We start from the raw sequence: 13,671 nt of genomic DNA, 5'->3' as shown, positions 1-13,671 counted from the left end.
GCCATGGGAAAGATACCAAAGGGATTATCCGATAAGGATATGCTGGATGGTTACGTAGAAGAAGTAACCATGGAGGCGCAGTTCATGGCCGCAGAGGCAGCCGAGGACAAGAAACGCCGGGAAAAGATTTTCGGCACTGGCAAAAACAGCCTGTCCATGTCCGGCCTGGACGATGAAACCTTGGAAAAGCTGGGAAGAAAGCTTCTGGAGCTGAAAATGGAGCTCTTCCGTGAGGGCATTAAGAACTATACCCTCAAAGTAAAGCGTGAGGACTGGGATATTGTCATCACTCCGGTGGTCAAGGGTCAGTCCATGAAGAAAAAGTAAAAATATAGAAGTAATATAAAAATATGAAAGTATAGGGGGCTTCACTGTGGAGAAATACATGCCACAAAAAATAGAAAAGAAATGGCAGTCCAAATGGCTTGAGTCCAAGGCTTACAAGACCGAAATGGACCCTAAAAAGCCAAAATATTATACTCTGGAGATGTTCCCATATCCATCCGGTAACCTTCACATGGGTCATGTGCGCAACTATTCCATCGGTGATGTGCTGGCCCGTTACAAGACCATGGAGGGCTTTAACGTAATCCATCCAATGGGCTTTGATGCCTTTGGTATGCCTGCAGAAAATGCTGCTATCAAGCATGGGGTAAAGCCAGCGGATTGGACTTATTCCAACATGGACAACATGAAGCGTCAGCAGCGTGAAATGGGCCTGTCCTATGACTGGGACCGCGAGGTGGCAACCTGCCGTCCGGACTATTATAAATGGACCCAGTGGCTGTTCCAGCTCTTCTACAAGCGGGGCCTGGCCTACAAGAAAAAGGCATATGTAAACTGGTGTGACACCTGTGGCACTGTATTGGCCAACGAGCAGGTTATTGATGGCCTGTGCTGGCGTTGCGACAACGAGGTAGTGAAGAAGGACCTGTCACAGTGGTTCTTTAAGATTACCGATTATGCTGATGTACTGCTGAAGGATCTGGACCTGTTAAAGGGCTGGCCAGAGCGTGTTAAAATCATGCAGGACAACTGGATTGGCCGCAGCGAGGGCCTGGAGTTCGACTTTGAGATTCCGGAGCTTAAGGAGAAGCTGTCTGTTTACACCACCCGTCCTGATACCGTATATGGTGTTACCTTCGTAGCCTTGGCTGCTGAGCATGAGCTGGTGGAGAAAATCTGTGAGGCCAAGCCAGAGCAGGCTGAGGCCATCCGTGCTTTCGTAAAGAAGGTTCAGAGCCAGTCTGATATTGAGCGTACTTCCTCCGAGTCTGAAAAAGAGGGTATCGGCACCGGGGTATACGTAATTAATCCGTTTAACGGCAACAAGGCAGAAATCTGGGTTACCAACTATGTATTGGCTGACTACGGTACTGGTGCAGTTATGGGTGTACCTACCGAGGATCAGCGCGACTGGATGTTTGCCACCAAATATAATTTGAATAAGATTGTTACCCTGCAGCCAAAGGGTGTTGAGCTGAAGCTGGAGGATATGACTGAGGCATACACCGATAAGGATGGTGTTCTCTGTAATTCCGGCGAGTTCACCGGCCAGGATATTAAGACTGCCAGCAAGGGTATTATGGACAAGGCTGAGAATGAGGGCTTTGGTAAGCGTCGGGTGAACTACCGTCTCCGTGACTGGCTGATTTCCCGTCAGCGTTATTGGGGTGCTCCAATTCCAGTAATTTACTGTGAGGACTGCGGCGAGCAGCTGGTACCGGAGGATCAGCTCCCGGTTATGCTGCCGGAGAATGTAAACTTTGAGGCCGGTGCTGTATCTCCACTGGCTCAGTGCGAGGAATTCGTAAACTGCACCTGTCCTAAGTGCGGCAAGCCAGCCAAGCGGGAAACTGATACCATGGATACCTTTATCTGTTCCTCCTGGTATTATCTCCGCTACACTGACCCTAAGAATGACCAGAAGCCATTTGACACCGACAAGGTAAATTATTGGGCTCCTGTAGACCAGTATATTGGTGGTATTGAGCATGCCATCCTGCATTTGCTCTATTCTCGTTTCGTAACCAAGGTTCTCCGTGATGAAGGCCTTGTGGATTTTGCGGAGCCATTCAGCAATCTGTTGACTCAGGGCATGGTTTTGAAGGACGGCAGCAAGATGTCCAAGTCCAAGGGCAACGTGGTTTCCCCTGAGGAAATTATCGGGGAATACGGTGCAGATACCGCCCGTCTGTTCATCATGTTCGCAGCACCGGTTGAGCGTGATTTGGATTGGAGCGATGAGGGCGTAGCAGGTTCCTTCCGCTTCCTGAACCGTGTATGGCGTATTATCAGCCAGTTTGAGGACAAGATTAAGTCCGCCGCTGATGATTATGATAAGAGCGTACTTACAGATGATGAGAAGGAGCTGCGCCGGGTTCTTCATGCTACCATTAAAAAGGTTACTGAGGATATCCGTGACCGCTTCATGTTCAACACTGCCATCAGTTCCATCATGGAGCTGGTAAACGAGTTCTACAAGTTCCAGAACAGTGAAGCTGTAAATGCCGGCCTTGTTCGTGAGGTGTCCCTGAACCTCATTAAGATGCTGGCTCCATTTGCACCACACATGACCGAGGAGCTGTGGTCTGAGCTTATTGGCGACAGCAGCGTACATGCCCAGAAGTGGCCTGAGTGCGACGAGGCCGCTACTGTTAAGTCTGAGGTGGAGATTGTGCTTCAGATTAACGGCAAGGTTCGTGACCGCATTATGATTGCCACCGGCATCAGCCGTGAGGAAATGGAAGCAGCCGCCAAGAACAACAGCCGTGTTCAGGAATTAACCGAAGGCAAGACCATTGTAAAGATGATCTGTGTTCCTGATAAGCTGGTTAACGTGGTCGTTAAGTGATTTTCTAACCTGAAAACATTGATATTTGGGCTCTGCCAAAGGCGTGTGCTTTTGGCGGAGCCTTTTGTTTGTACCGGAAATATCCATATGGAAAAGATTTTTAGTATATGTGTCCATATGGGGTGGATTTTTCTTGACATAAGTGTCTCGTACCACTAGAATATGTTTCTAGGTGGTGTACCACCTAGGTTTTATATTTTAAATTAAGGAGTTAATAATTTATGGTAACAGCATTCAGAAAATGGCAGAGCATTAGTTTGATTCTGCGTATTGTATGTGGTCTGGCTGTGGGTATTCTTTTGGCCCTTGCTATGCCGGACAATGGTGTGGTGCCAATCTTTGGTAACCTGTTTGTAGGCTTATTGAAGGGTATCGCTCCTATCCTGGTATTTGTTTTGGTAATCAGTGCCTTGGCCAATGCCTCCGGTGATATCGGCGGACGGTTCAAGACTGTAGTATTTTTATATGTAACAGGTACCTTGCTGGCAGCAGCCGCTGCGGTTTGCTTCAGCTTTGCAATGCCGGTGGGTATGGTTCTTACCGATGCGGCAACCAACACTCCACCAGGTGGTATTGGTGAGGTTATCAAGACCATCCTCTCCAATATGGTGGCCAACCCGGTAGCAGCGCTTATGAACGCCAACTATGTAGGTATTCTGTGCTGGGCGATTATTTTTGGTATGGGCTTCAAGAAGCTGGCCTCCGAGGGGACCAGGGAAATGGTGGCTGAGATTGCTTCTGTAGTTTCCAAGGCTGTAACCTGGATTATCCAGCTGGCTCCTTTCGGTATTATGGGTCTGGTTTATTCCGCTGTTTCCGAAAACGGTATGGCCATCTTCGTTGATTATGGTATGCTGCTGGTAGTGCTGGTTGGTACCATGTTCCTTATGACCTTTATTGTAAATCCGCTTATCGTGTTCATGTTCCTGAAGAAGAATCCTTATTCCCTGAACTGGAAGTGCCTCCGTACCTCCGGTGTGACTGCTTTCTTCACCAGAAGCTCTGCAGCCAACATTCCTGTAAACATGGAGCTCTGCAAGGAACTGGGATTGGATGAGGATTTCTATTCCGTATCTGTTCCACTGGGTGCTACCATCAACATGGAGGGTGCAGCTATCACCATTACAGTTATGACCTTGGCAGTAGCTCACACTCTGGGCATTCAGGTGGATATTCCTACCGCCATTATTCTTTCCGTATTGGCCACTGTAGGTGCCTGCGGTGCTTCCGGCGTAGCTGGCGGTTCCCTGCTGCTGATTCCTATGGCCTGCTCCCTGTTTGGTATTTCCAATGACATTGCCATGCAGGCAGTTGGTGTAGGCTTTATCATCGGTGTAATTCAGGACTCCTGCGAAACTGCCCTTAATTCCTCCACAGATGCCCTCTTTGCGGCTACTGCTGAATTCAAGGAACGCCTTGATCGCGGTGAGGAAGTAAATATGAATTTCTGATTTTTGATTTTGTCTGAAATTTAATAATAAAAAAGAGGATTTTCTATCTTGTCGGTAGAAAATCCTTTTTGATTGGAAAAATAATTTGGAGTGAAATGTTTATATACATTGTGTGAAGAACAGGAGCGGTTCCTATGAGTATTTCAAGTGCAGATTCGGTGTGGCTGAGCAGACCAAAGGCTTTTATCAATCCACAGGAATTCAAAATCTTTGCCGGTGATGATGCAACTGTGCGTTATCTGTTGAACCAGTACATGGACGCAGTGATTTACTTTACCTTTGCAGATGGCGTAATGCATATTGAATTGGCCAATGATAAATATGAAGAAAATATTCTGCCTCAGGCTTCTCTTGACAGGCTGGGTGTTGAGGGGCAGTGGCAATTTTCCAATGACGAGGAACAGCAAAAATTCAAAAGACTGTTAAAGTCGGCTGCCACCAGCAGGGAGTATGAAGCGGAGGGAATATGGTTCCGGTCCTTTTCACAGTGCTGCGGTTATCAGGAGTGCTGTATTTATTTTCAGGTCCGCATGGTGGCCAAGCATGATAGTGATGTTTTATATTGTGCATTGCTGAGCGATAACACGGAAATGCAGCACACATTTAATGATGTCTCTGCCAATGAAACCAAGTTCCGCAAGGCGGCGGAGCTGGCTAACATTTATGCCTGGGAATATGATATTGCTACCCATGAAATGCGTCCGTGTACCCGGTGTATGAGAGACCTGGGTTTGCCGCCGGTTTTGAAAAATTATCCGGATCCAGTTTTTGAGGCTGGCATTTTCCCACGGGATTATGAGGATATGTATCGTAATTGGCATGAACGGTTGGCCCAGGGGGAGCCTCAGATTCAGGGGGTTATTCCCCTAACCCCGGACAGAATTCCCTTCCATGTGCGTTACACCACGGAATTTGATAAGGACGGAAAGCCGGTAAAAGCCTACGGTTCTGCAACACTGGCGGTGGATAACGAAAAAGAGGTTGAGCTTCGGGAAATAATTTCAACCCTTACCATGAGATATGCCACGGTACTGAAGGTAGACCTGACGTCAGGGGATACGGAAGTACTCAATGTGGGGCACGAATCCTCCGTTGAGGTTCAAAATTTATTTTACGAAAAAAAGATTTTCAAATTTGAGGACATAAAGGACGATTATCTTACGGAATATGTGCATCCTGATGATGTGGAGAAAATGAAATCCCTGTTCTCCCTTACTTCCATCAAAAGTATTTTGTCCAAGGAGCAGGATTTTTCCCATAGTTACCGGATTATACGCAAGCAAAAGACTATATATATGGTGTGCCGGCTCTTTAGCATGGCCGACAAGAAGCATGCCATTATAGCTATCCGCAGTGTTGATGATGTTATGAAGCTGAAGCTGGAGGCAGAGGACAAGCTGAAGCTGGATGTCCAGAGCGTCAGCGACATGATGGACGTGAACAATGCTGTAATCAATAATATGGCAGATAATATGGGTGACGTAATGTTTATCCTGGAGCGTATTGTTGAAGGCAAGGAAACGCTTGATGCGGCGGAAGTTGAGCATCTTCGCATGAATTTTGCCCTGATGGCAGAGCTGGCCCGGGATATAAAAAAGGCAAGCGAGCTCAAGCTTTCAATGGAAAAATCACAGCCGGAGACCTTTGACCTTTATGATATTTTCAACTATGTTAAGGCCTTCGCCTTACCTATTGCCAAGAAGAAAAATATTGAGCTTTACGCAGAGGAAAATATCAGCAGCCTAAAATACTCTGAGGTTGTGGGCAATGAGCTTTATGTAAAGCGTGTACTGTTTAATATTGTACATAATGCCCTGAAGTACAGTCCGGAGGGAGCGGAAATACATTGCTCGGCTGAGGCCAAGGCCCACGGAGGCAGGATAAACTGCAGGGTGAAAATTTCTGATGAGGGAATTGGCATATCACCGGAATTCCAGAATAAGATGTATGATGCCTACACCCAGGAAAACCGTCAGGTGGATCCTTGGGCCAATGGGCAGGGATTAGGCCTTTATGTGGTGAAGCAGCTGCTGGCCAAAATCGGCGGTAATGTGGCCATATACAGTGCCGTGGATGTGGGCACCATAGTTACAGTAACCATGTCCTTTGATATAGCATAAACTTGTGGGGCAGGAGGCAGTCGATGAATAAGTGGCTGCTTCCTGATTTTTATTTTCTATAATTATTTTCCGTTAGGAAAAATTTTCCTATGGTAAAATTGGGGGAACTGGGGTATAATAACGAGAGTATGTTCTATTAATGTTCGTTTTTTAGGGAGGTAAGAAAATGGCAGAGGTCCCTAAATTAAATAATATAGATTTTGGAGAGGGAATTCCCTTTAAGGTGGTTGCTCCATTTGATCCCATGGGGGACCAGAACCAGGCCATTGAGGATTTGGCCGGGGGCATCGAAAATGGGCAGGAGGCCCAGGTGCTGCTGGGAGCCACCGGTACCGGCAAGACCTTTACTATTGCCAAGCTGATTGAGAAGGTGCAGAAGCCAACCCTGGTCATTGCCCACAACAAGACTCTGGCGGCCCAGCTGGCCAGTGAGTTTAAGACCTTCTTTCCAGATAACTATGTGGGTTATTTTGTTTCATATTACGATTACTACCAGCCGGAGGCCTATATAGCTTCTACTGATACATATATTGAGAAGGACGCCTCCATCAATGATGAAATTGATGAGCTGCGTCATTCTGCCACCTGCTCTCTCTTTGAGCGGCGGGATGTGGTTATTGTGGCCAGTGTGTCCTGTATTTATGGTCTGGGCTCCCCTGAGAGCTACCACGAGATGGTGCTGTCCCTTCATAAGGGGCAGGAAATTGACCGTAATGATATTTTGCGGCGGCTGGTGACCATGCAGTATGACCGCAACGATGTGGTGCTGGAGCGTGGTCATTTTCGGGTTCGTGGTGATGTGGTGGAAATCTTTCCTGCCGGTTACAACAATCGTGGGGTCCGTATTGAAATGTTTGGGGACGAGATAGACCGTATTGTGGAGTTTGACGTGCTGACAGGAGAAATCTTCGGCGAGCGGACTCATTCCATGGTTTTTCCGGCTTCCCATTACGTAACGCCCAAAGAGGATCTGGAAATTGCCATGGGCACTATTAGGGCGGAATTGGAGGAGCAGATCAAGTTCTTCAAGGAGCATGACAAGCTCATTGAGGCCCAGCGCATTGAACAGCGGACCAACTATGATCTGGAAATGATACAGGAAATGGGCTATTGCTCCGGCATCGAGAATTACTCACGCCATCTGACCCAGCGGGCTCCGGGGGAAGCACCTTATACTCTGCTGGATTATTTTCCAGAGGATTTCATGATTGTTATAGATGAGTCACATGTTACCCTGCCGCAGCTGCGGGCCATGTATGCCGGGGACCGTTCCCGAAAGGAGTCCTTGGTGGACAATGGCTTCCGCCTGCCATCGGCCTTTGATAACCGTCCGCTGAAATTTGATGAATTTGTGCAGCGGATTAACCAGATAGTGTATGTGTCGGCTACCCCGGCCCAGTACGAATTGTCCGGGGCTCAGCAGGTGGTGCAGCAGATTATTCGTCCAACGGGTCTGTTGGACCCTGAGGTGGAGGTGCGGCCTCTTGAGGGGCAGATTGATGATCTGCTGGGAGAGATTAAGTTTAGGGTAAAGAAAGACCAGCGGGTACTGGTGACCACACTGACCAAGAAAATGGCGGAGAACCTTACAGATTATTTGAAGGAAACTGGCATAAGGGTTCGCTATCTCCATTCGGATATTGCAACCTTTGAGCGGGCGGAAATTATCCGGGATCTGCGGGCCGGCGAATTTGATGTGCTGGTGGGCATAAATCTGTTGCGTGAGGGCCTGGATATGCCGGAGGTTTCTCTGGTGGCTATATTGGATGCGGACAAGGAAGGCTTCCTGCGGTCCGACACCTCCCTTATTCAGACCATTGGCCGTGCTGCCCGTAATGCAGAGGGCAAGGTTATCATGTATGCAGACCGCATTACTGACTCCATGAAACGGGCCATGGATGAAACAGAGCGCCGCCGTGAAATCCAGCAAGCCTATAACAAGGCACATGGAATTGTACCTAAAACTATTATTAAGCCGGTCAAGGCATTAATTGAGACCACTCTGGTGGCGGAAACTGCCGCTGCCTATCAGGCCGACGGCAAGAAGAAAAAGAAGCTTACTGCCAAGAACAAGGAGGCTCTTATCAAGACCCTTACCCGGGAAATGCAGCAGGCCTCCCGTGCCTTGGAATTTGAGAAGGCGGCAGAGCTCCGGGATATGATTTGGGAGCTGGAAGGCAAGAATTAATGTTGTTTTGATATATAAAAGAGGTTATTAAATGGAAAAATATATCAGGATTAAGGGCGCCCGCGTCCATAATCTGAAAAATATCAATGTAGATATACCACGGGATAAGATGGTGGTTGTAACTGGGCTGTCGGGGTCAGGGAAATCTTCCCTGGCCTTTGATACGGTGTATGCAGAGGGCCAGCGTCGTTACGTGGAGTCCCTGTCTTCCTATGCCCGCATGTTTTTGGGGCAGATGGACAAGCCGGATGTGGATTATATAGAAGGGCTTTCCCCGGCTATTTCCATTGACCAGAAAACCACCAGCCGCAATCCCCGCTCCACAGTTGGTACTGTAACTGAGATTTATGACTATATGCGTCTGCTTTTTGCCAGGGCGGGACGGCCCCATTGTCCAAAGTGCGGCAAGCCGGTTAACCAGCAGTCCATTGACCAGATGCTGGCCCAGCTGCTGGAGCTGCCGGAACGTACCAGGCTGCTTATTATTGCCCAGGTGGTTCGCGGCAAAAAGGGTGAACATAAAAAGCTGCTGGAGCATATCCGCAAGGAGGGCTATATCCGGGTTCGCATTGATGGTGAGCTGATGGATGCCAGCGAAGAAATTAACTTGGAGAAAAACAAGAAGCATACTATTGAGGTGGTAGTGGACCGGCTGATTATTCGGGAGGAAATTCGCCAGCGTTTGGCGGAATCCATGGAAGCGGCCTTGAAGCTGGGTGAGGGCGTTGCCTATGTCCAGATTGTGGACGGGGACATGCTCATGTTCAGCCAGAACTTTGCCTGCATAGACTGTGGCATCAGCTTGCCGGAAATAGCTCCACGTATGTTTTCCTTCAATAATCCATTTGGTGCCTGCCCTGCCTGCAGCGGCTTGGGCAGCCACAGTGAGTTTGATATAGAGCTGGTAATGCCGGATACGAGCCTCAGCCTGGCCAATGGGCTGATTGCACCCCTTACCAATAATCCGAAATCCTATACCATGTGCCAGATGGGCTCTGTCTGCGAGGCTTATGGGGCAACCCTGGACACTCCTTGGGATGAAATGAAGCCGGAGCTGCAGGAGGAATTGCTCTATGGCACCGGGGACAAAAAATACAGCTTCGGCTATGAGAATATGTTTGGTGTCTATAAAATTCATACCGGCCCATTTGAAGGAGTTATGCCTCTGCTGGACCGCCGCTATCGGGAGTCGGAGTCTGATGCCATGCGGGAGGATTTGGAAAACTACATGACTATTCACAAGTGTCCTGTATGTAACGGTGCCCGCCTGAAGCCGGAATCCCTGTCCGTGACCGTGGGGGAGAAGAATATCCAGCAGGTGACGGAAATGACGGTACGGGACTGTGCCACCTTCTTTGATAATTTGGAGCTGAATCAGCGTGAACAGAAAATCGCGGCCCAGATTTTGAAGGAAATCCATGCCCGTCTGGGCTTTTTGGTCACTGTAGGTCTGGATTATCTGACCCTGTCACGGGCGGCGGGCACTTTGTCCGGAGGCGAGGCCCAGCGTATTCGTCTGGCCACCCAGATTGGCTCCGGTTTGGTGGGAGTTTTGTATATTCTGGATGAGCCGAGTATCGGTCTGCATCAGCGGGATAATGAGCGGCTCCTTACTGCCTTGAAAAATCTGCGGGATTTGGGCAATACCCTGCTTATTGTTGAACACGATGAGGACACTATGTTTGCTGCGGACCATATCATTGATATTGGCCCTGGGGCCGGAACCCATGGGGGGACTGTGGTGGCCCAGGGTACGGCCAAGGAAATCATGAAGGTGGAGGAATCCGTAACTGGACAGTATCTCAGCCGTAAAAAGTACATTCCGGTGCCTCAGGAGCGTCGCCCCGGCAATGGCCTTTTTGTGGAAATCGTGGGGGCTCAGGAAAATAATCTGAAGAATCTGTCCGTAAAGCTGCCTTTGGGCACATTTACGGTGGTTACTGGTGTATCCGGCTCCGGAAAGAGTACCCTTATTAATGAAATACTTTATAAGGGTATCGCTTCCAAGCTGTACCGCACCAAGGGCAAGCCAGGCCACTTTAAGGAAATCAAGGGCCTGAAAAATATCGACAAGATTATCAATATTGACCAGTCACCTATTGGGCGGACACCGCGGTCCAATCCGGCAACCTACACCGGAGTATTTGACATGATAAGAACCCTGTTCAGCCAGACCACTGAGGCCAAGTTGCGGGGCTATAAGCCAGGGCGGTTCAGCTTCAATGTGAAGGGGGGACGTTGTGAGTCCTGCCGTGGTGACGGTATTATAAAAATCGAAATGCACTTTTTGCCGGATGTGTATGTGCCTTGCGAGGTCTGCAAGGGTGCCCGCTATAATACGGAAACCCTGGAAGTAAAATATAAGGGCAAGTCCATTTCTGATGTGCTGGATATGATAGTGGATGAGGCAGTGGAGTTCTTCAAGAATGTGCCGCGTATTGCCAATAAGCTGCAGATTATGCAGGATGTAGGTCTGGGCTATGTGAAGCTGGGACAGGCGGCTACAACCCTGTCCGGTGGTGAGGCCCAGCGGGTGAAGCTGGCCACGGAGCTGTCAAAGCGTTCCACTGGCAAGACCATGTACATACTGGATGAGCCTACTACGGGCCTTCATGCAGCAGATATTCACAAGCTGCTGGCCATTCTCCAGCGTCTGGTGGATGGCGGGGACACCGTGGTGGTTATTGAACATAATCTTGATGTAATAAAGTCAGCGGACTACATTATCGATCTGGGGCCGGAAGGTGGCGACAAGGGCGGTACCATTGTGGTGGAAGGGACGCCTGAAAAGGTGGCCAAAACCAAGAAATCCTATACTGGCCAGTTCCTGAAGCCATTACTGGAGGAAAAACACTAAAAATATTATTATGGGACAGAGGCGTTGCCTATAGCACGAAGCTGTTGCTAAAAATTTTCCTTGCCATAATATAACGGTAAAAATTACAACTCGCTGCGCTCAGACAAGTAATTTTTTCCGTTAAAATAAGTGAGGGCAAGAAAAATATTTTTTGACGCACCAGCTTCTATTGCTCTAGACAATCGCCTCTGCCCTTAAAATAATGCGGTAAAACGGTTAGTAGCCGATTGGCTGAAGCCAACTTCACACTGACCGCTAATGTTATGCCTTCCCCTTGCGACGCGAAGCTAGCCCGTAGGGGAGGGGAAGTACCTAAAGGTACTAGGAGCAGTGCTCCGTCGGTGTCAACGAAGTTGACGGATGAGGTGCATTTTATGGGGGTGACAGAATGAACAACATAATAGAGGAAAAGTTGGTGCTTCTGCCACATTCTCCCGGCGTCTACATTATGAAGGACGCCAAAGGCAAGATTATCTACGTGGGCAAGGCCATCAGCCTTAAAAACCGCGTAACCCAATATTTTCGTCAGAACAGCAGCCATTCCACCAAGGTTAAGGCCATGGTGGCCCGCATTGAGGATTTTGAAACCATCCTCACGGGGTCGGAGGTTGAGGCACTGATTTTGGAGTGCAACCTTATAAAGAAGCATCGGCCCAAGTACAACATCAGCCTTAAGGACGACAAGAATTATCCTTATTTAAAGGTTACTACCAATGAGCCATTCCCTCGGGTTCATATAACCCGCCGGGTGGCCCGGGATGGAGCCAAGTATTTTGGTCCTTATACCAATGTGACGGCCCTTCATGAAAGCCTGCGTCTGCTGAAAAGGCTGTTTCCGTTGAGGAGCTGCCGTCGCATGGATGCAGACCGGCCTTGTCTGGAGCATCACATTAAGAGGTGTCTGGCTCCCTGTGCCGGGAAGATTTCCCAGCCGGAATATCAGCTGATGATTGATGAAGTCCTGCTGTTTTTGGAAGGACGCACGGAGCAGGTGGAGTATAATCTCAAACAGCGTATGCTGAAGGCTGCAGATAACCTTGAATTTGAACGGGCGGCCCGATTGCGGGACCAGCTCATGGCAGTTCAGAAAATAACCGAGAAGCAGCGGATTATTACGGGCATTGGAGATCAGGATGCCATCGGCATGGCCCGGTCCGGTATGGGTGTCTGCATGCAGATTTTTTATGTCCGTAGTGGTAAAATGGTAGGCAGGGATTATTTCCTGCTGGACGGCAGTGAGGAAGAAACTGATGAGGCACTGCTGCTGGCTTTTTTGAAGCAGTATTACAACCAGGCCACATTTATTCCAAGAGAAATCCTGTTGCCTATGGAAATTCCCGAGCAGGAGCTGCTGGAGGAATGGCTGGGGGAGCAGAGCAAGTATAAGGTCAGCCTCAGCGTGCCCAAACGGGGTACCAAGCGGGATATTGTTGAAATGGCCATTGGCAATGCTGAAAAGGCCCTGGCGGACGAAAGCGCCCGTCTTAAGCAGGCCAATGCCCAGACTGTCGGGGCTGTGCTGGAGCTGGGAAAATACCTTGGGCTGGTTAATCCTCCCACCCGTATGGAGTGCTTTGATATTTCCCATACCCAGGGATCTGAAACTGTGGCATCCATGGTGGTTTTTGAGGACGGCGTGCCGAAAAAGTCCGATTATCGGCGGTTCAAGATACGAAGTGCTGAGGGAAAACCGGATGACTTCAAATCCATGCGGGAGGTTACAGAACGCCGCTATGGGAAGCCGGACGCAGAGATGCCGGATTTGATTATCATAGATGGCGGTAAGGGGCAGCTTAGCTCTGCCTGCGAGATTATCCGGGGGGCCGGGCATTTGACGGTGCCGGTGGTAGGTTTGGCCAAGCGGTTTGAGGAAGTATATCGGGAAGGGGAATCTGACCCGGTAATTCTGCCCCGCAGCAGTCAGGCCCTGTATTTGATACAGCGAATCCGTGATGAGGCCCATCGGTTTGCCATTACTTATCATCGGAAGCTCCGTAACAAGCGGAATCTGGTATCCATCTTGGATAATGTGGAGGGCATTGGCCCGAAACGTCGCAAAATACTTTTGGATTATTTTGGCACCATTGAAAAGATTAAGCTGGCCTCCGTGGAGGAAATGGCCGGGCTGGATGGCATGAATACCCCATCGGCCGAAGCAGTATATAATTATTTCCAGCAAATAAAAAAGGATTGAGATTTTT

Annotated in this window: 7 protein-coding genes; all 7 read left to right on the top strand. The window is 49.0% G+C overall.

Features of this window, described 5'->3' with window-relative positions:
* The first annotated feature begins 3 nt into the window (after window positions 1-3).
* The 7 genes from D081_RS01535 (at window position 4) to uvrC (ending at window position 13,664) form a co-directional block, all read left to right on the top strand.
* Complete coding sequence (locus tag D081_RS01535; protein ID WP_027397301.1) at window positions 4-327, top strand: hypothetical protein; 324 nt, start codon at window positions 4-6, stop codon at window positions 325-327.
* A 46-nt stretch (window positions 328-373) separates the two neighbouring features.
* Window positions 374-2,854, top strand: coding sequence for a leucine--tRNA ligase (gene leuS, locus D081_RS01530; RefSeq protein WP_085022367.1), 2,481 nt, complete (start codon window positions 374-376; stop codon window positions 2,852-2,854).
* A 221-nt stretch (window positions 2,855-3,075) separates the two neighbouring features.
* Window positions 3,076-4,305: a serine/threonine transporter SstT gene (gene sstT / locus D081_RS01525; protein WP_085022366.1), complete on the top strand. Its 1,230-nt coding sequence runs from the start codon at window positions 3,076-3,078 to the stop codon at window positions 4,303-4,305.
* Between the two features lie 134 nt (window positions 4,306-4,439).
* On the top strand, window positions 4,440-6,425 hold the full coding sequence (locus tag D081_RS01520) for a PAS domain-containing sensor histidine kinase (RefSeq protein WP_085022365.1): 1,986 nt from the start codon (window positions 4,440-4,442) through the stop codon (window positions 6,423-6,425).
* Window positions 6,426-6,591: 166 nt separating this feature from the next.
* Window positions 6,592-8,613 (top strand): excinuclease ABC subunit UvrB, encoded by a 2,022-nt coding sequence (uvrB, locus tag D081_RS01515; protein ID WP_085022364.1) that lies wholly within the window; start codon window positions 6,592-6,594, stop codon window positions 8,611-8,613.
* 31 nt (window positions 8,614-8,644) lie between these two features.
* The gene (gene uvrA / locus D081_RS01510) at window positions 8,645-11,470 is read left to right on the top strand and encodes an excinuclease ABC subunit UvrA (protein WP_085022363.1); all 2,826 of its coding nucleotides are present in this window, start codon (window positions 8,645-8,647) and stop codon (window positions 11,468-11,470) included.
* A 388-nt stretch (window positions 11,471-11,858) separates the two neighbouring features.
* A complete protein-coding gene (gene uvrC, locus D081_RS01505; RefSeq protein WP_085022362.1) occupies window positions 11,859-13,664 on the top strand; it encodes an excinuclease ABC subunit UvrC in 1,806 nt (601 codons plus the stop codon).
* Window positions 13,665-13,671 lie beyond the last annotated feature (7 nt).

This window comes from Anaerovibrio sp. JC8, from assembly GCF_002100115.1.
Taxonomy (GTDB): domain Bacteria; phylum Bacillota; class Negativicutes; order Selenomonadales; family Selenomonadaceae; genus Anaerovibrio.
Note: the sequence above shows the minus strand (reverse complement) of the source record. Positions and strands in the feature narration are given on the sequence as shown.

Coding starts and splice junctions, on each gene's coding strand:
- uvrC (WP_085022362.1), top strand. CDS start 11,859: ATGAACAACATAATAGAGGAAAAGTTGGTGCTTCTGCCACATTCTCCC.
- uvrA (WP_085022363.1), top strand. CDS start 8,645: ATGGAAAAATATATCAGGATTAAGGGCGCCCGCGTCCATAATCTGAAA.
- D081_RS01535 (WP_027397301.1), top strand. CDS start 4: ATGGGAAAGATACCAAAGGGATTATCCGATAAGGATATGCTGGATGGT.
- D081_RS01520 (WP_085022365.1), top strand. CDS start 4,440: ATGAGTATTTCAAGTGCAGATTCGGTGTGGCTGAGCAGACCAAAGGCT.
- uvrB (WP_085022364.1), top strand. CDS start 6,592: ATGGCAGAGGTCCCTAAATTAAATAATATAGATTTTGGAGAGGGAATT.
- sstT (WP_085022366.1), top strand. CDS start 3,076: ATGGTAACAGCATTCAGAAAATGGCAGAGCATTAGTTTGATTCTGCGT.